We start from the raw sequence: 17,011 nt of genomic DNA, 5'->3' as shown, positions 1-17,011 counted from the left end.
AGGTTTAAATAAGCCCTGCTTCAATGGCCTTCAACACCGCCCGGGTACGATCTCTCACGCCTAACTTAGCCAACAGGCTGGACACCTGATTTTTAATCGTGCCCTCAGATTTAAACAACGCTTCGGCAATTTCACGGTTACTGCATCCACCTGCCATCAAACGCAGAATCTTACATTCAGCTTCCGTTAAAGGCTCCGGCGTTTCATAGCTTTCGAAGTTTTGCTGCAAGCCCTGTAATCCTTGCAGAATCTTCTCGGTAACGGCGGGCTGAATAAGGGTGTGCCCGGCATGTACCGTCTCAATCGCATCCACCAGTGTTTCCAGGGAGACATCCTTAAGCAGATAGCCTTTGGCGCCAGCCTGTACGGCGTCGAGCACCAGTTTATGGTCATCAAAAGTAGTCAGCATTATTACAGGTTGCGTGAGGCCGACCTTTTGCATCGCGCGCAGAGCATCTACCCCCGACATTCGTGGCATACGTATATCCATCAGGATCACGTCGGGTTGTTGCGCACTGACGGCCTGACAAACCTGGTCGCCGTCACTTGCCTCTCCCACAACCAGCAGATTGGCCGACAGCGATAACAAACTTTTGACCCCCTCCCTGACCAGGGTTTGATCGTCCACCAGTAAGACACGAATACTCATGAGGCTACCGGCAGACGGGCATGAGTGCACAAGCCTTGCTGATTAAACATAAACTCGACTTGTCCTCCTAAGGCTTCAATACGTTCTCGCATACCTTTTAAGCCGTTGCCAGGCTGCAAGTATTTCTGCTCTCCGCCGTTATCCTGCATAGTAAGCAGCAAGGCATTTTCGGTCTGAAACAGGTCTATCCGCATATGATTGGCTCTGGAATGACGCAAACTGTTGGTCAAACTCTCCTGCACACACATCAGCAATGCATGGGCCTGCTCCATATCGTCCAGCTCAACCTGACAATCTAAGGCGACTTTGAGTCTAGGTACCTCGCGGGTCAGTAACTCCAACGCACTTTTCAGGTGAATAGCAGATTTATCGCGGATCTCAGACACCGCTTCTCGAACATCACTCAGCAACAAGCTAGCAATGGCGTGGCATTGTTCTACCGATTGTTTCACTTCTCCTTCGGCTTTGCGTGATGCCACCTGCAAGTTAATCGACAAGGCAGTCAGATGATGGCCGAGCACATCATGAATATTGCGCGCAATACGAGTGCGCTCCGCTTGTTTGTTAGCTTCACTGAGCAATGCCTGAGTGGCCATAAGTTCTCGGTTCAATTGATTAGCGGCTTCCTTGGCTTTTTTTTCCTTTAAGGACACATTGACCATGACCAGGGCGAAAACATTAAAGGTCCAGAACAACAACGAGCTAAGGGCTGACATGTCATCATGCCAATAAAACTCGCCAACGAAATAAGGTACAGATGACCACAATGGGGAGAGAAAAACAGCCGACCTGAATGAGATGAAATAAGGCAACAGTGCCGACCACATCACCATCAAGATCGCGTTGTACATATAAGGAGTAGTGAAGTAGATGGCGACGACCAGTACAAACAGCAGGCTGATAAGCGTCAGTCTGACGGCCCTGTCACGCGGATAAGATTCGTCCCGGGTGGCCAGCATAAACAGCAATACAAAGCCCAGATATAAGCTGGCCAGCGTCACTACACGCCAATGCATCCAGCCCAAGCTTTGCTGCATAAAGTATAAAGACGACACTGCCACCATAGCCCAACTAATCAAGGCACTGGCAGTTTCCACACTCAGACGGTACGGCCCCAGGTTAAACATATTTAATTCTCCGTGTTGAACACAACATACCTGTCGGCCAAACGCACGCCAATAGCCCATAAGTCACTTTTTAACTCATGACCTTCGACACTAATGAAATTGCAAAGCATTGGCTAGACTGCTCGGGTCAATTGGAGGAGTGTTCATGAACTTAATTTATGCCCTGTTGTTAATGCTGCATATCACAGTAGGCAGTGCCGCCTTGCTACTTTTTTGGCTCCCAGCTCTCACTCCTAAAGGCAGCCTGGACCATATCAAGTTTGGCCGATATTACGCCAATACCATGTATATGGTGGCTGGCAGCGGCATGCTGATTTGCTTACTGGTGCTGGTGGCACCACTCACTGTCCACGGTGACCTTTCAAATACAGCCAACCAGGCGCAGATGGCACTGAATATTCGCTTGTTTGCCTTTTTCCTCATGTATATAAGCTGGCTTACACTCACCAGTGTTCGTCATGGCATATTGGTGCTTAGAGTAAAACAAGCCCGCCACTTGCTGCGCCATCCAACGCATCTTGGCTTGCTGCTGGTATTGATCACAGGTGGTCTAGCCTTACTGGGCCTAGGCCTGTGGTTCAACAAAGTTTTACATCTTATCTTCGGCATTCTGGGCACCATAATAGGCGGCCAGATGTTGGTTTATTGTCTGCGTCGACATATTGCTCCACGCCAATGGTGGATCGAACATCTGGGCGCTATGATTGGCTCGGGTATAGCTGCCTATACTGCCTTTATCACCTTTGGTGCCAGGCAAATCCTGGCCGGGGCGGGTTACTGGCAGTTGGTATTCTGGGTTGCCCCTGGTGTGATTGGCGCACTGGTTATCGCCCGACTATCACGAAAATACCATTTACAATTTCAAGGGAAATGAATATGAAAAGACCTCTGGCTATGGCATTGCTGCTAAGTAGTGCCTCTGTATACGCTGATTTGCAACAAGCCATCTTAGCCTTTGAGCAGGGTGAGGACAAACAGGCCCAAAGTCTGTTTGAAGCCGCGTCCGAGCAAGCTGAAGCTAAAATTTACCTGAGCCGCATTTGGCTGGCCCAAGACGCGGATAAAGCCGAAGATTGGATTGAGCAAGCCGTCGCGCAAGCACCACAAAATGCCGAAGCACACTTCACCCGAGGTGTCGTTATGGGGCAACAAGCGGGAAACAGTGTATTTTCAGCGTTAAGCTATGCCAAGAAGTCCCTGCAAAGCTTCAATCGTGCCGTAGAGCTTGCCCCTGACAATAGCGAATATCGACAGGGTCTGATGAGCTTTTATCTGCAAGCTCCGGGTATTGCCGGCGGCGACACGGAACTAGCGCTGGCTCAAGTCAAGGAATTAGAAAGCCGTGACCAACGGGCTGGTATGCTCGCCCGGCTGAACTATCTGAGTGCCGGTGACAACCAACAGGACTATCAACAGCTTCTTGAAAGCGCCAAACACAGCATGCCTGGGATCCCTGATTTTTACTTCCAGGCCGCGATGCAACTTGTCCAAGACGAAAAGTACGACCTGGCCATTGCCGAGTTTAAGCAAGCTATTAGCCAACCCGCTTCAGATCAGGAAAGCCTGAACAGTCGTTATACGGCCATGTACCAATTAGGTCGGGCCAGTGTGAAGGGTGAAGTGCACATTGACGAAGGTATTCAAGCGTTAGAGAATTTTCTTGAACACGCCCCCAAAAATCGAAAACTACCCAGCCGCCAGTGGGCGGCCTTTCGACTGGCGAATCTGCAGCAGTTAAAGGGACTTAAAGAACAAGCCAAGCAAGGTTATCTGGCCTTGCAGTCCAGCCACGACAAAAAACTGGCAAAAGAGGTGAAGAAAAAGCTCAAATCCTTGTGATAGAGGGATTAGTTCGCAGGTCCTATTGAATTTACCTGGCAGAATGCCTATTTAAGACGTTCTGCCCGCCAACCAAGGAATTTCTGTGAGCCTGAAACTCGGTATTGTGATGGACCCTATTTCGTCCATCAACATCAAGAAAGACACCAGCTTTGCCATGCTGTTAGAAGCCCAGCGTCGTGGCTATGAGATCCAGTATATGGAAATGGCTGATTTGTACCTGGATAACGGTATTGCCAAAGCCAGTATGCGCTCACTTAAGGTGCAGGAAAACCCAGCGGGCTGGTACGAATTGGGTGACGTAGCACACCGTCAGCTTACCGAGTTAGACGTGTTGCTGATGCGCAAAGATCCGCCTTTCGATAGCGAATTTTTGTATGCAACACAGTTGTTTGAACTGGCGGCTGCCCAGGGTTTGCTAGTAGTTAACAACCCCCAGAGTCTGCGCGATTGCAACGAAAAACTTTTTGCTGCCTGGTTTGCCGAGCATTGTCCGGCGACACTGGTAACCCGCCAGGCTGGTCTCATCCGCCAGTTTCACCAGCAACACAAAGACATAATCTGTAAACCACTGGACGGTATGGGCGGAGCCTCTATCTTTCGCATCAAAGAAGACGGCAACAACTTGGGCGTCGTCATTGAAACCCTGACCAATCACGGCAAGCGCTTGTGTATGGTACAAGAGTACCTGCCCAGTATCAGTGATGGTGATAAGCGCGTATTGGTGGTTAACGGGCAAGTAATTCCCTATTGCCTGGCGCGTTTACCAAGCCAGGGTGAAACGCGCGGCAACCTTGCTGCCGGAGGAACCGGACGCCCACAACCTATCAGCGACAGCGACCGCCGTATTGCCGAGGCCATCGCCCCCACGCTGGTCGAAAAAGGGCTATTCTTTGTGGGACTGGATATTATAGGTGACAAACTCACAGAGATTAATGTCACCAGTCCGACTTGCGTCAGAGAGATTGAAGCGGCATATCCGGTGAGTATTACCGGGATCTTATTTGACGCCATTGAAAAACACCTGGCAGACGCCATATAAGTGTTATCTAAGTTGCTCAGAGGGTCATATGCAGAGCTTTGAAAATCACTTTCTTATCGCCATGCCAAGTTTGGAGGATCCCTATTTCTCCCGTTCACTAACTTATATTTGTGAACACAACGAACATGGCGCCATGGGAATAGTGATAAACCAACCAACTGGACTGCATCTTAAGGAGATGCTCAAGCAGGTTGATGAATCCATTGAAGTGGATGACGACAAAGCCGAGCAGTTAGTGCTGGCAGGTGGACCGGTAAGCCCGGACCGCGGTTTTATTCTGCATAGTACACAACCAGGTTGGGCATCCAGCCTGGCACTGACCTCTGAAATCATGGTGACAACATCCAAAGATATACTCAACGTGTTGGGAAACAGCAAAGCACCGGAAAAATCTCTGGTTGCATTAGGCTATGCTGGCTGGAGTGCCGGGCAGTTGGAAGAAGAGATTCAGCACAACTCCTGGCTGCTAATCGAAGCGGATGCAGATTTGTTGTTTAATGTCCCCATTCACAAAAAATGGCAAGCCGCTGTACAAAAGTTGGGGGTCGATATCTGGCAACTCGCCCCAGATGTAGGGCACGCCTAAGTTTTACTCGCCACTGTCGTCATCAGGACCACATCTATGACATCTTCTAACCGTACACTCTTGGGTTTTGATTTTGGCACTAAGAGTATTGGTGTTGCAGCCGGGCAGGAAGTGACAGGTACCGCTGCCCCCTTGATGGCGTTGAAAGCCGTAGACGGCATTCCAGACTGGCAAAAAGTCGAAGCCTTATTTGCTGAATGGCAGCCTCACCTGGTGGTGGTTGGCTTACCCCTGAATATGGATGGTACCGATCAGCAAGTTACCCATGGCGCACGTAAGTTTGCTAATCGTTTAAATGCCAGGTTTAAGGTTCGTGTCGAAACCTGCGATGAGCGCCTGACTACCGCAGATGCCAGAGCCAGGTTATTTGAGTTAGGTGGTTTTAAGAAGCTGGATAAACAGAAAGTAGATAGTGTTGCTGCCTGTTTAATTCTCGAAAGCTGGATGGCAGACAACATCTGAAAACATGTCTCCTGCAACTATTGTCAGCCAGAGTTCGAGCCTAATGATTTTTACGACTATGCTGATAAGTAACTAATTCGTTTGCAGCATAGCCACTGATGTACATCAAAGTCCTTCTATTTAGCCTGCTAAGCTTCAGCAGTTACAGCGCAGAACAGCTCAAGTTCGCAGTATATGATCCTGGTTTCCCGCCTTATCTTTTTATCAATGAAGCCCAACAGATTAAGGGGATTATCCCTGACTTATTGCAGAGTTTTGCTGATGAACAAAGCATCGCTTTGGATTATGTGATCGACAATCGTCAGGGTGGTGAGCAGCGACTGTATGAGGGACTGGTCGACGTGATGGTACTTAGCCCTCCGTGGACACGCCATCCCGAACAATTGCTGTTCACCGATGAGATCCTTCCCTACACCGACTATTTGTTCAAACTGGACAAAAGCAATAAAAATACACAGTGGCAGCCAGGAAATCGGGTATGCACCCGAGAATATTATGTTTACCCTACGCTTAAGGAACAATTTGCCTCTAATCAGTTGCTGCGTCTTGATGCCAGCAGTGAAGAAACGCAACTGCGCATGCTTGAGAATGGTCGCTGTGATTTTGCCTATTTAAATGAGCTGATTGGCTACTGGTTGCTGCAGGAGCGCTTTCCCCATCTGTTCCTGACCACCATTGAGCAAAATAAGGCTGTTGATAGTCTGAAACTGGCCCTCATCCCCACCAAAGCCTCTGTGCTACCAAGCTTGAATGCGCATATTGCGGCGCAAAAACAAAACGGTAATTTGCGCAGCATAGTGCGCAAATACGTACGCACCTTACCTAAACAATAGACATGTGGGCAGCAAGGTACTGCCCACATGTAGTACTTAGTGATACAGCTGATGACTGAAATGACCTGAGCGGGTCTGCGCCATTAAGCGAGCAAATTCATGCTGAGACAAATGCACCAGGGAACGATGATCACCGCCCTCAATATACAAATCAGGCAACCCCTCCAGACTATCATCCACAATACAGTCGAGATTAAACGCCTGTGGCAGTGGCGGCACGGCACCATGTTCACAATCATCAAAACACTGATACACCTGCTGTTCCTTCATCAGATGATACTGACCATCCAGGGCATCATTCAAAGCACTGATACTCAACTTGCTGTCGGCTGGCAACACCGCCATTAAGCGATGTCCCTGACCGTCTTCGAGCATCACTGCCTTGGCAATCTTCGCAGAGGGAACCTGCGCAGCAATAGCAGACCCCAGCGAACTGTGCGAAGGATGGTGGGTAATGACCTCATAATGCACATCAAGGTCATTCAGGTAGGACGTAACGCGTTGGGACAAACTCATAGACACCTCCAGGCTACTTGTTAGTTGTCCACTCTCAAGTATAGGCCAGGCGCATCGGTTAGCCCTGTTTATCGCGAATCATCAGGTCGCTCGGTGTCACATTGCCAGCACAGTTCAAAACCACTGCCGTTTTCCTCACCACAATGCCGACAATACCAGGCGGAGCCTTGCTGTAACTGACTTTGCCACTCATCCAACAGTTGCTTGGCTTTGGGCATCCACTCATCGTCGGTTATCCACACTTCCGGCCAACAATCAAAAGGGGATAAATCGCCCATCGCCCCAATGGCATACTCGTTTTTTACGAAACAGGGAATACCGCGGCTGACCAGCAAATCTCTGACCTGCCAGACCAGAAATCTATCTTCATGACAGTACAGCCGCAACAAGCAAGCTTAATCCAGGTCAATGGACACATTCGACAAAGAACCCAAACCGGGGCCTTCGTCTTTGTCCAGCTTAATCATCAAACGCAAATCGTTGGGTGAATCCGCATGGTGCAGCGCCTGATCGAGATTAATCCGACCGGCCTTGTACAAGTCATACAGCGCCATATCAAAGGTTTGCATGCCCATTTCTTTGCCTTTTTGCATCGCCTCCTTAAGGCTGCCAATCTCATTACGTTGAATCAGATCTCGCACAAAAGGTGAGCCCATCAAAACCTCGATAGCGGCTACCCTGCCTTTACCGTCTGCGGTGGGCACCAGTTGTTGGGCAACGATGGCGCGCATATTCAAACTCAGGTCAAAGCGCAGCTTTTCATGCTGGTCCGGTGGCGCTAAATGCATAATGCGCTCGATGGCCTGGTTGGCATTGTTGGCGTGCAAGGTAGCAACACACAAGTGACCGGTATCAGCAAACGACATGGCGTATTCCATGATTTCCATAGAACGGATTTCACCAATCAGAATCACGTCCGGGGCCTGACGCAATGAACTTTTCAGTGCATCGTCGAAAGACTGGGTGTCGATGCCCACTTCTCGCTGGGTCACAACGCAGTTAGCATGCTCATGAACAAATTCTATAGGGTCTTCGATAGTCAGAATATGGCCGTGTGAATTTTGGTTTCTATGTCCAATCAGCGCAGCCAAGGAGGTGGATTTACCTGTACCCGTGGCACCGACAAACAGCACCAATCCGCGTTTAGACATGATGATGTCTTTGAGTACCTGAGGTAGACCCAACTCCTCTACTTTAGGGATTTGCGTAACGATACGACGGATAACCATGCCGGCCAAATCCCGTTGCCAGAATGCACTGCAACGAAAACGCCCAACACCATCCAATGCCACGGCGAAATTGCACTCTTTAGTCTTCTCAAACTCCGCACGCTGTTTCTCCGACATCAGGCTTTCCACCAGCGCCAGGGACATGTCCGCAGACAGAGGTTGGTCATCCAGCGGGGTCATCCTGCCGTTGACTTTAACGCTGACGGGAAAGCCCACGGTAATAAACAAGTCTGATGCACCGCAGTCCACCATACCTTGCAAATAGGGTTGCATCATCATGCTACCGTCTCCTAGAACTTAGGTTGCTTGTCGATGGATTTCGCAGCGGCATCCTGAGAGGTGATTTGCCCCATTGCCACTAGACGCTGTAAACACTGATCCATAGTCTGCATACCATGGGCCTGACCGGTCTGAATTACCGAGTACATCTGCGGTACTTTATCTTCGCGGATGAGGTTACGGATAGCGGGTATACCCAACATAATTTCATGGGCTGCAATACGGCCTCCGCCGACTTTCTTCAGCAGCGTCTGTGAAATAACCGCACGTAAGGATTCAGACAGCATAGAGCGAACCATGGACTTTTCCTCAGCCGGAAACACATCAATAATTCTGTCTATGGTCTTTGGCGCAGAGTTGGTGTGCAGTGTACCGAACACCAAGTGGCCGGTTTCAGCCGCAGAGATAGCCAGTCGAATGGTTTCCAGGTCACGTAATTCACCCACCAGAATCACATCCGGGTCTTCACGCAATGCACTGCGCAGTGCATTGTTAAAACTATGGGTATCCCGATGCACTTCCCGTTGGTTAATCAGGCTCATCTTATTTTCGTGAACAAATTCAATAGGATCTTCAATCGTCAGAATATGCTCGCGCTTGTTACTATTGATATGGTCAATCATGGCGGCCAGGGTGGTACTTTTACCCGAACCCGTAGCCCCGGTCACTAACACTATACCTGTGGGCTGGTTGATAATTTCCTTGAAAATCTGCGGAGCGCCCAACTGATCCAGGGTCAGTACCTCACTGGGGATGGTACGTAATACCGCCGCCGCACCGCGGTTCTGTACAAAGGCATTGACCCTGAAACGGGCCAGGCCCTTCACCTCAAAGGAAAAGTCAGTCTCCAGATTCTCTTCATACTCCTTGCGCTGTTTGTCATTCATAATCTCGTAGACCAGCGCATGCACTTGCTTGTGATCGAGCTCAGGTACATTGAGACGACGCATTTCGCCGTCCACCCGGATAATAGGGGGTAGCCCGGCGGACAAATGTAAGTCAGAGGCCTTATTCTTGACACTAAAGGCTAAAAGTTCGGTAATATCCACAGCCCACTCCGTTTGTTAACTGTCTGAAAAGACAAGATGTACCACAGAAAACTGGTAAGTTCGGTATGCCTTGACATAACCTTATGTCGGCAACCTGATTCAACCCAAAGACTCACTCATGAAAACCATAGCAGAACGACTACAAAGCGCATCTGAAACCATCGCTGGCTTATGCCAGATGCTTAATAAATCCCCTTCGCAGGTTCAACTACTGGCAGTCAGTAAAACTAAACCTGTCGAGGACATATTGGAAGCCTATCAGGCCGGTCAGCGCCTGTTCGGGGAAAACTATGTTCAGGAAGGGGCTGAGAAGATCCAAGCTCTACAGGCGTACCCGGACATAGAGTGGCATTTTATCGGCCCCTTGCAGTCGAATAAAACCCGGTTGGTGGCAGCGCATTTTGATTGGGTACAGTCGGTAGACAGGTTTAAGATCGCCCAGCGACTAAGCGAGCAACGGCCAGCAGGAAGTGCTCCTTTACAGGTTTTGCTGCAAATCAATATTAGTCACGAACAGAGTAAGTCAGGGGTTGGTGATGAAGCCGCCCTCTTTGCCTTGGCAGAACAGGTCAATAGCCTTCCAAATCTGACCTTGCGCGGCTTGATGGCCATTCCAGCGGCGGACCTGGACGAGCAGGCCCAGGAAAGAGTATTCAGCCAACTGCACTCGCTGTTTAGTGCACTACAAGCTCGCTATCCGCAAGTTGATACCTTGTCCATGGGGATGTCAGCCGATATGCCAGCAGCCATCAAAGCCGGTTCTACTATGGTAAGATTAGGAACGGCCATCTTCGGTGCAAGGGCAAAACGCGCCGAAACCTAGACATAATTGTTGATGACAACGCGCATCCACTACGGGACATAAAAGCGAACGGGAGAGACATGCAACACAGAAAAATTACCTTTATCGGCGCAGGCAATATGAGTCGCAGTATCATCAGTGGCATGGTGAAAAGCGGTTACCCGGCAGAACAAATCACCGCCAGTAACCCATCCAGACCTAAGTTGGATGCACTTCAGCAGGAATTTGGTGTTGCCGTTTGTCAGGATAATCTGGAAGCCAGCAAAAACGCAGAGGTGGTGGTTTTAGCTGTGAAACCGCAGTTGATGGAAGTTGCCACAGCACCACTTAAGGCTACCCAATTGGCAGGTAAGCTGTTTATTTCCATTGCAGCAGGCCTGCCTGTTGCGCGGTTGCAAGCTATGTTGGGTGGCACTTACCCTGTTGTTCGTACTATGCCTAATACGCCAAGTGCCATGGGATTAGGTATGACAGGCCTGTATGCTGACGCGCAGGTATCCCAAACTGATCGAAGCTTTGCCCAAGACTTGCTGGCTCAGGTTGGCCAAATCGCCTGGGTTGAAGAAGAAAGTATGATGGATGCAGTCACCGCTGCTGCTGGCAGTAGCCCCGCTTATTTTTTTCTGTTTCTGGAAGCCATGCAAGACAAAGCCATGGAGCTGGGTTTTGACCGCCAAACAGCAAGATTGTTAGTCCAACAGGCTATGCTGGGTGCAGCAAACATGGTTTGTCACAATCCTGACCTTGAATTAGCCGAGCTTAGAGCCCAAGTTACGTCCAAAGGCGGCACGACGGCAGCGGCGATTGAACAGTTCGAACAACAAGGGCTGCGCTCACTGGTTGCCGATGCCATGCAGGCCGCGGTAGATAGAGCCAGCGTAATGAGCAAGGCTTTTTAATTTTTCATTTGGGAAAACACCATGAGTTCTATGCAATTTTTGATTGGTACCTTGTTTGATCTCTATCTGATGGTGGTGATCCTGCGTTTGTGGCTACAGTTTGCCCGGGCAGATTTTTATAATCCCTTTAGTCAATTTGTGGTCAGAGCGACTCACCCTTTGGTGGGTCCTATGCGACGGGTTTTACCTTCCTTAGGAAATCTGGATACGGCCACCTTAGTGCTGGCGCTGCTCGTCGCCTTTACTCAGTTAACCCTGATGAACTTCGTACTGGGTGCAAACAGCTGGCAGGTATTTAATCCACTGGCGATATTACTCGGCTCCGTTATTGTGTTGGTTAACCAGACGCTGTCACTGATTTTCTGGATCCTGATCATCCGCGCCCTGTTGAGCTGGTTTAGTCAGGGACAGAACCCGATGGAAATGGTCTTATACCAACTGACCGAACCCTTACTGGCGCCCATCCGCCGAATCATTCCCCCCATGGGCGGACTCGATTTATCGGTATTGGTCGCTATTATTGCCATTCAATTTCTGACCTTTTTGCTCAGAGACCTGGGGCTGGCCTAGCCACCTCTACCGACCTTAGATTACTCAACATCGCTTGAAACGGCCCGTCACGGGCCGTTTTTCTATCCAAGATAAGCACATCAAAAGCGCCGTTTATCCGTGCAAATTCTTCTGACTTATCATAGCCATATGCCAAGCTGGCCGACTATACTTAATCCACATGTTGCTGTGTGAGAAAACCGATGAAATTGCTTAAGATCCTTGCTGTATTTTGTGCCCTGAGTCTGGCGCCCTTTAGCCAGGCTGAACAGATGAAGCAGTTGGGAGCATGGGACGTCCACTATATTGCTTTAACCAGCAGCTTCCTGACGCCGGAAGTTGCCCGCACCTATGGTATCCAACGGAGTAAATACAATGCCTTGGTGAATATCTCTGTGCTAGATAGCGCCACTCAGGCGCCTCAGAACGTTCTGGTTAGCGGTACTGCCACCGATCTAATGGGACGTAGCCAGCCCCTTGAGTTTAAAGAGATCACTGAGGGCAAAGCCATTTACTACATTGCCACGCTGTCATTTCGTTACGAAGAAGAGATAAAATTTGATATCAAATTGAGTAAGGGCAACACTGAGCAAAGGTTGCGTTTTCAGCAGAAGCTTTATATTGAATAACCTCTCACATCACTCTTCGAACCCGGTGAGTTAACTCAGTGCCCAGTAGCATTAAGTCTCAGTTTTTACTTGCCTTATGCCTGCTGACGGCACTGATCCTGGCCAATAACCTGTTCTCGTTGCAAACCCAAAATCGTTTTGTAGATAACCTCGACAAAACACGCAGTTCTATGGACAACCAAACGCTGATCAGAGAGCTGGAACGGGATATTCTGGACTTACAACGCACTCTGCTGATTTTCAAAGAATCCCCCAAAAGAGCCAATGTACACAGATTTAACCTGGTGCTTTCCCGTTTAGACAGCAATCTGGACAAGCTGCTTGCAGTTCCTCTGCCAGAACAGTTTAAAGACTTCCCGGTACAGATGACCAATAAGCTTGCCGAATATCGTCATAGCTTTAACGATGTTAAACAGAAGCGACAAGCACGGGATATCCTCAGAGAGGCCAGACTGAATCCTTTGTTTAAGGATAACGAGGAATTACTGCGCACCCTGGCTAATCAGTATGAAGGTGACAAACTAGCCCTGCCACTTATAGAGTCATTGCGCCGTTCTTTTCATATCGCAGAAACAGCTTATCTGGACTATTTGCTGCACCCGGAATTTTCCGATGTATCAGAATTCAAACGTCAGCTTCAGGCTAGCCGGGAAGTACTCGGCCAGTGGTCCGCAGCCCCGGCCGGTTTGTCGACGACACTGGATGATATGGAGAAAGCCTTCAGTGATCTTCAGACATTGACCAGTGACTATGTGTTTCAGGTTAACGTCGTTATGGCTGGCGCCGTGGCCGAGTTTCAGCACATGACCAGGGAATTGAACCAGTGGCTGACCAAAGAGCAAGATAATACTGGCCAGGAAGTGCTTGCCGATGCCCAGCAAAGCCGCCTGCACAGCCACATTTTCTCCCTTACCGGCATAGTGCTAGCCGCTTTGGTTGCCCTTTACTTTGCCCGCCGTATCACGCGCCCCATTAATCAGTTGACCGGTGTGTTTCGCAAGCTGGCAAAGGATCAGCCGGTTGATGATATCCCGCAAACCGACCGAAAGGATGAAATTGGACAACTGGCGTTAGCTGCTGACGTATTCAAAAGCCGCAATGAACAGACACAACAACTTCTGCTGCAAACCCGCGAACTTCTGGAATGGCAGGAACAGATGAATCAGGAGTTAGAACAGGCCAAACACAAGGCCGAGGCGGCAACCGTTCTGAAAAGTATCTTCCTGGCGAACATGAGCCACGAAATACGAACCCCCATGAACGGCATTATTGGCCTGGTGGAGTTACTCCAGCAAACTCAGCCTGATGAACTGCAAAAGAACTATCTGAATAAAATAGCCCAGTCATCCAATATTCTGCTGAGCCTGATAAATGATATTCTGGATTTTTCCAAAATAGAGGCTGGCAAACTTAGCCTTGAGAGCATTCAGTTTGAACTGGACTCGCTCATTGATAATGTGCTGTCCAACACTAGTGTTAAAGCCAGGGAAAAAAACCTGAAACTGGTTTTTCATGCTACCCCCCATATCCCAGCAAAACTCATTGGTGACCCTCTGCGAATCACGCAGATACTGCTTAATCTCACCAGCAATGCGATTAAATTTACCGAATTAGGTCAAATCAACGTGCGTTTTGACTGGTTGCAACACGACGATGAATCAGGCCAACTCTTGCTGGAAGTTGAAGATACCGGCATCGGCATTGAAGAGACCAAACTCAGGGACATCTTTGACTCATTTACCCAGGCAGATGGCTCAACCAGTCGACGTTATGGCGGCAGTGGCCTGGGACTGTCTATCGCCAAGCACCTTTGTGAGATGATGGATGGCAAGATTGAAGTAAGCTCAACGCCGGGCAAAGGCAGTTGTTTTAAGGTCACCTTGCAGTTGGGAAGCTTATCCAACAGTCCGCCGCTCCTCAGCCACCTTACACCAGCATTCAGTGGTCGGCTGTATTACCTGTGTAAAGAAACAGAAAAGCTGCTGCCACAGGATTACCTGGAAACTCTAGTAGGAAACTATCAGGTATTACCTTTCAAACAGGCCGAAAAGCTCCTTGAACTCACCAGCGAAGATGCCGTACTCATCGATATTCGCCAACCAGAGCAGTACCAGATTTTGGCGGGCATGTTGGACAACTGCCTGGAAAAGTGTGTTAAAGCTGGGTTGATTTTTACCAGTGCGGCGCAAATCCGATTACAAAACTACAAGACGGTCAATAGCTGCCAGTATCTGGCCAGCCCATTTAGCCCCGCTGATGTCAGGCGTTTTCTTCAGCATGTACTATTTCCTACATTGCAAGGACATGATGAATCCCCAGAGTTAACCGTACAGAATAAGCTTGCCGGGCACCTGTTATTAGTTGAGGACAATCCCATCAACCAAATGGTGGTCGGTGAAATGCTAAAACTCTTTGGTATTACCTTTGATCTTGCTGAAAACGGTCATCAGGCGGTAAGCAAAGTGCTTAATGCACCTCACTACGATGCCATATTAATGGATGTGCAGATGCCGCTGATGGATGGCTACCAAGCAACGGCCGCCTTAAGGGAGAAAGGCCATACACTGCCCATCTGTGGTTTGTCTGCTAATGCCCTGCCTCAGGATCTGCAGCGAGCCAAAGAGGCTGGTATGGATCACTACCTCACCAAGCCGATCCGCAAAGCCGAGCTTTACCAATGTTTGGCTCGCTACCTCACTCAGGCTTAGAACTTATAACTCATCGCCGCCATAAACTGCACATCGCGATCCCGTGCAACTATGGGAGAGTCCTTTATCTCACTGTCGTACTCACTGACTTTGAGGTTGCTAAATAGCTGCCAGTTAGGGTCCAGCTGATACATTAAGGTCGCGGATACATAAGGGTTCAGCGCACTATCCGCGGTATAAGCCGCAAAATAAGGGGATTCTCCGCTGTCTACTCCGTAATAATAATCTACGGTCTTTTGGTCAGCATACACCAAGCCCAGCTCGGTTTTGAGCATCAGGACCCTGTTGATAATAAACTGCCGACTTAAGCCGGCTTCAAGGCTATACCCTTTGGCATTTCCGGTAATATCATGGGCCATGGCAAGGCTGCCTTTGGCAAACCCTAGCTCGGTCTCCAAACGAACACCTGCCAGGACGGAGAATTTTCTCCGCTTTAGGGAGCGCATGCTTTCGTCATCGGCGTCATCCGGCCTGAAAAAGTCAAAGCCTGGGCGTACGAATGCAGCCCATTTGAATGCACCCTCTTCATAGAGGTCATAGCTAGCCGACACGCCACTGAAATGAAAACGCTCATTGTCGTAGCTCACAAGGGGCACAACCAGCACATCCTTGGACTCTCCTTGGTAGGGAGAGGCGGCAGAAATAACCCCAAGTCCCAGCCCCCATTGCTCCTCAGCTAAAACTTGTGTACTACCTGCGAGTGCCAGGCACAAAGCCAATGCCCGTGTCTGCATTGCTGAATCTCCCTTTAGTGTGTTTACCAGTCTGCGTTATATCTGTCGAAACAGACTCGACTAATTCTGTGTCAAACTTATACAGACAAAATCAGGAATTGGATCTTCTCTGTATTATTGCTCGTCACGCAGAAACACCAACTCGGTAGCTGTCGACTGCTGCTCATCGAAACGATAACCGCCGATATCGAATGCCTTAAGTTGTTCTACTTCGGTCAAACGCTGCTGCAGAATAAAGCGCGCCATCATACCTCTGGCCTTTTTGGCAAAGAAACTAATAACCTTATACTGACCGCCCTTGGCGTCCTTAAACACCGGGGTAACAATCATGCCGTCCAGTTTTTTGGGCTTTACAGATTTAAAATACTCGTTGGATGCGAGGTTTATCAGCACATTATCGCCCTGCTCACGCATTGCGTGGTTTAGTGCAGTAGTAATTCGCTCTCCCCAAAATTGATAAAGATCCTTACCTCTTGGGTTAGCTAACTTGGTACCCATTTCCAATCGGTACGCTTGCATCAAATCCAGCGGCTTTAGCAAGCCATACAGGCCAGACAATATGCGTAGGTGCTGCTGCGCATAGCGCAGATCATCCTGGCTCAGGCTGTTGGCTTCAAGCCCAGTGTAAACATCACCATTAAAGGCCAAAACGGCTTGCTTAGCATTATCTGCAGTAAAAGGCAGCGCCCAGCTTTGATAACGTTCGACATTTAAATGCGCCAGCTTATCACTGATATGCATCAGGCTCCCTACCTGGGCCGGTGACAAATCCCGGCAAACACTGATCAGTTCACTGGTTTGATCGAGCATATCCGGCTGACTGAATTCAGTAATTTGTGGTGGCGTATCATAATCAAGGTTTTTGGCAGGAGAGAGGACGATCAGCATAGGCTTCCGGGTATTACTACAAGTTGGCCGCTACTATAGCCAGCACAGTGACTGGGAGCAAATTCACTAAAACGATGTGGCCGATAGAGTTAATCAATAGCCACTAAGCCCAAAGCTGGTTTTAGACGCCAAAGCATGCCAATAGCAAAGATTTACAACTTTATTGGAACATTACATATTCCTGCCCGAAA

At 49.2% G+C, this 17,011-nt stretch carries 19 protein-coding genes; 11 read left to right on the top strand and 8 right to left on the bottom strand.

Annotated elements, in window-relative coordinates:
* Positions 1-4 precede the first annotated feature (4 nt).
* Together KJY73_RS01285 and KJY73_RS01280 are read right to left on the bottom strand one after the other, a co-directional pair.
* Entirely contained in the window at positions 5-649 is a 645-nt protein-coding gene (locus tag KJY73_RS01285; protein WP_214339510.1) for a response regulator transcription factor, read from the bottom strand.
* Positions 646-1,776 carry a sensor histidine kinase gene (locus tag KJY73_RS01280; RefSeq protein WP_214339508.1) on the bottom strand — a complete coding sequence of 377 codons (1,131 nt, stop codon included), beginning with the start codon at positions 1,774-1,776 and terminating at the stop codon, positions 646-648. Before KJY73_RS01280 ends, KJY73_RS01285 begins: the two co-directional genes overlap by 4 nt.
* Positions 1,777-1,921: 145 nt before the next feature.
* Between KJY73_RS01280 and KJY73_RS01275 the strand changes: the two genes are divergently transcribed.
* The 6 genes from KJY73_RS01275 (at position 1,922) to KJY73_RS01250 (ending at position 6,538) form a co-directional block, all read left to right on the top strand.
* On the top strand, positions 1,922-2,650 hold the full coding sequence (locus KJY73_RS01275; RefSeq protein WP_214339506.1) for a hypothetical protein: 729 nt from the start codon (positions 1,922-1,924) through the stop codon (positions 2,648-2,650).
* A gap of 2 nt (positions 2,651-2,652) precedes the next feature.
* Entirely contained in the window at positions 2,653-3,615 is a 963-nt protein-coding gene (locus KJY73_RS01270) for a tetratricopeptide repeat protein (RefSeq protein ID WP_214339504.1), read from the top strand.
* An 85-nt stretch (positions 3,616-3,700) separates the two neighbouring features.
* Positions 3,701-4,657 (top strand): glutathione synthase, encoded by a 957-nt coding sequence (gene gshB, locus KJY73_RS01265; protein ID WP_214339495.1) that lies wholly within the window; start codon positions 3,701-3,703, stop codon positions 4,655-4,657.
* Positions 4,658-4,685: 28 nt separating this feature from the next.
* Positions 4,686-5,243: a YqgE/AlgH family protein gene (locus KJY73_RS01260; protein ID WP_214339493.1), complete on the top strand. Its 558-nt coding sequence runs from the start codon at positions 4,686-4,688 to the stop codon at positions 5,241-5,243.
* A 36-nt stretch (positions 5,244-5,279) separates the two neighbouring features.
* A complete protein-coding gene (ruvX, locus tag KJY73_RS01255) occupies positions 5,280-5,705 on the top strand; it encodes a Holliday junction resolvase RuvX (protein WP_214339491.1) in 426 nt (141 codons plus the stop codon).
* Positions 5,706-5,803: 98 nt separating this feature from the next.
* Positions 5,804-6,538: a substrate-binding periplasmic protein gene (locus KJY73_RS01250; protein ID WP_214339482.1), complete on the top strand. Its 735-nt coding sequence runs from the start codon at positions 5,804-5,806 to the stop codon at positions 6,536-6,538.
* 36 nt (positions 6,539-6,574) lie between these two features.
* Here the strand turns inward: KJY73_RS01250 and KJY73_RS01245 are convergent, their stop codons facing one another.
* From KJY73_RS01245 to KJY73_RS01230, 4 genes are all read right to left on the bottom strand, one after another.
* Positions 6,575-7,054, bottom strand: coding sequence for an aminoacyl-tRNA deacylase (locus tag KJY73_RS01245; protein WP_214339480.1), 480 nt, complete (start codon positions 7,052-7,054; stop codon positions 6,575-6,577).
* Positions 7,055-7,122: 68 nt separating this feature from the next.
* Positions 7,123-7,443, bottom strand: coding sequence for a putative signal transducing protein (locus KJY73_RS01240; RefSeq protein ID WP_232848362.1), 321 nt, complete (start codon positions 7,441-7,443; stop codon positions 7,123-7,125).
* Positions 7,444-7,449: 6 nt separating this feature from the next.
* The gene (locus KJY73_RS01235; RefSeq protein ID WP_214339478.1) at positions 7,450-8,562 is read right to left on the bottom strand and encodes a PilT/PilU family type 4a pilus ATPase; all 1,113 of its coding nucleotides are present in this window, start codon (positions 8,560-8,562) and stop codon (positions 7,450-7,452) included.
* A gap of 11 nt (positions 8,563-8,573) precedes the next feature.
* Positions 8,574-9,611 carry a type IV pilus twitching motility protein PilT gene (locus KJY73_RS01230; protein WP_206592151.1) on the bottom strand — a complete coding sequence of 346 codons (1,038 nt, stop codon included), beginning with the start codon at positions 9,609-9,611 and terminating at the stop codon, positions 8,574-8,576.
* Between the two features lie 118 nt (positions 9,612-9,729).
* Between KJY73_RS01230 and KJY73_RS01225 the strand changes: the two genes are divergently transcribed.
* The 5 genes from KJY73_RS01225 to KJY73_RS01205 all read left to right on the top strand — a co-directional run bounded on the left by KJY73_RS01225 (position 9,730) and on the right by KJY73_RS01205 (position 15,198).
* Positions 9,730-10,434 (top strand): YggS family pyridoxal phosphate-dependent enzyme, encoded by a 705-nt coding sequence (locus tag KJY73_RS01225; protein ID WP_214339476.1) that lies wholly within the window; start codon positions 9,730-9,732, stop codon positions 10,432-10,434.
* A gap of 59 nt (positions 10,435-10,493) precedes the next feature.
* A complete protein-coding gene (gene proC, locus KJY73_RS01220) occupies positions 10,494-11,312 on the top strand; it encodes a pyrroline-5-carboxylate reductase (protein ID WP_214339474.1) in 819 nt (272 codons plus the stop codon).
* Positions 11,313-11,333: 21 nt separating this feature from the next.
* On the top strand, positions 11,334-11,882 hold the full coding sequence (locus tag KJY73_RS01215) for a YggT family protein (RefSeq protein WP_214339472.1): 549 nt from the start codon (positions 11,334-11,336) through the stop codon (positions 11,880-11,882).
* A 182-nt stretch (positions 11,883-12,064) separates the two neighbouring features.
* Positions 12,065-12,490 (top strand): DUF4426 domain-containing protein, encoded by a 426-nt coding sequence (locus KJY73_RS01210; RefSeq protein WP_214339470.1) that lies wholly within the window; start codon positions 12,065-12,067, stop codon positions 12,488-12,490.
* A gap of 38 nt (positions 12,491-12,528) precedes the next feature.
* The gene (locus tag KJY73_RS01205) at positions 12,529-15,198 is read left to right on the top strand and encodes an ATP-binding protein (RefSeq protein ID WP_214339468.1); all 2,670 of its coding nucleotides are present in this window, start codon (positions 12,529-12,531) and stop codon (positions 15,196-15,198) included.
* Here the strand turns inward: KJY73_RS01205 and KJY73_RS01200 are convergent.
* Together KJY73_RS01200 and yaaA are read right to left on the bottom strand one after the other, a co-directional pair.
* Entirely contained in the window at positions 15,195-15,932 is a 738-nt protein-coding gene (locus KJY73_RS01200) for a MipA/OmpV family protein (protein ID WP_214339466.1), read from the bottom strand. The two genes, KJY73_RS01205 and KJY73_RS01200, sit on opposite strands and share 4 nt — an antisense overlap.
* Positions 15,933-16,046: 114 nt before the next feature.
* A complete protein-coding gene (gene yaaA, locus KJY73_RS01195) occupies positions 16,047-16,820 on the bottom strand; it encodes a peroxide stress protein YaaA (protein WP_214339464.1) in 774 nt (257 codons plus the stop codon).
* Between the last annotated feature and the right edge of the window lie 191 nt (positions 16,821-17,011).

This window comes from Bowmanella yangjiangensis (genome assembly GCF_018531185.1).
In the GTDB taxonomy this organism is placed as follows: Bacteria; Pseudomonadota; Gammaproteobacteria; order Enterobacterales; family Alteromonadaceae; genus Bowmanella; species Bowmanella yangjiangensis.
Note: the sequence above shows the minus strand (reverse complement) of the source record. Positions and strands in the feature narration are given on the sequence as shown.